Annotated in this window: 2 protein-coding genes; both read left to right on the top strand. The window is 71.2% G+C overall.

What is annotated here, in order from left to right; all coding sequences use genetic code 11:
• The coding region (locus MLGJGCBP_RS22010) for a TetR/AcrR family transcriptional regulator (protein ID WP_160098004.1) at positions 1–408 on the top strand (408 nt) is incomplete at its 5' end.
• A gap of 41 nt (positions 409–449) precedes the next feature.
• The coding region (locus MLGJGCBP_RS22005; RefSeq protein ID WP_160098003.1) for a glycosyltransferase at positions 450–1,100 on the top strand (651 nt) is incomplete at its 3' end.

Here is a 1,100-nt window from a genome sequence, read left to right as displayed (position 1 = left end):
ACCGCGACACTGCAATGGATCGGCCGGCGGGTGACCGCGCAGCGTTTCCCGGTCGTCGCCGGTGATGTCGACGCCGCCGTCGAGAACCTGATGACGCACTACGAGCAGTGGGGGCCGCTGGGTTTGCGGCACGTGATGCAGGCGCAGCGCTCACCGCTGATCGCGTCGATCGTCGCACGCGCGCAGGGCCTGCATCACCGCTGGGTGGAGCAGGTGTTCGCCCCGTACCTGGACCCGCTGTCAGCGGCGGATCGTGACCTGTTGTTCGCTCAGCTCGCCGCCGGCACCGACGTGCTGGTCTGGCACGTGTTCCGCACCGATCTCGGCTTGTCGGCCGAGCGCACCGGGCAGGCCCTGCTCGGCATGCTGCGCGCCCTGCTCCCCGACACCCCACCCACACGAACCTGAACCGGCCCGCACCCGAGCCCCAGCCTCCTGGAGGCCACGCCATGGCACACATCCTGTTCGTCACCTGGGACGGCGGCGGCAATGTGCCCCCCGCCCTCGGCATTGCGGCCGAGCTCCACCGCCGCGGGCACGAGGTCCGGTTCCTCGGGCACCCTCAGCAGCGCCGGCTGATCGAGAACCGGGGTTTCCGGTTCACCGCGTTCCGCCGTGCCCGGCCCTGGCGGTCGACCACCGCCCATCCCGGGATCCGGGGCCTGTACGCGTATCTGTCGGTGTTCACCGACCCTGGGCCCGGGATCGACCTGCTCGACACCGTCGCCGACGAACCGGCGGATGTGGTGGTGATCGACTGCCTGCTCTACGGCGCCGTCGCCGCCGCAGAGCGGGCGCGCCTGCCGCGGGTGACGCTGGTGCACACCTTCTACGAATTCATGGAGGCCGGCGCCAAACGCGGCCCGGCACCGGTGCTGGCGCGCCTGAAAGGGCAACGACCGCTGCGGTTGTGGACATCATCGGACCTGGTGCTGGTGACCACCGAGCGGGATCTCGACCCGGCCGGGCGCCGCGATCTCCCCCCGGCGGTCCACTACACCGGGGTGGTGGGGCACCCGATGCCGTCCACCCTGACCCCGGTCGGGGAGCGGAAGCCGCTGATCCTGGTCAGCCTGTCCAGCACCAACTTCCGCGGCCAG

Origin of the sequence: Rhodococcus sp. T7, from assembly GCF_009872365.1 — a bacterium.
Lineage (GTDB): Bacteria > Actinomycetota > Actinomycetes > Mycobacteriales > Mycobacteriaceae > Rhodococcus_F.
The sequence above is the reverse complement of the archived record's forward strand: the minus strand, read 5'-3'. Positions and strand labels throughout refer to the sequence as shown.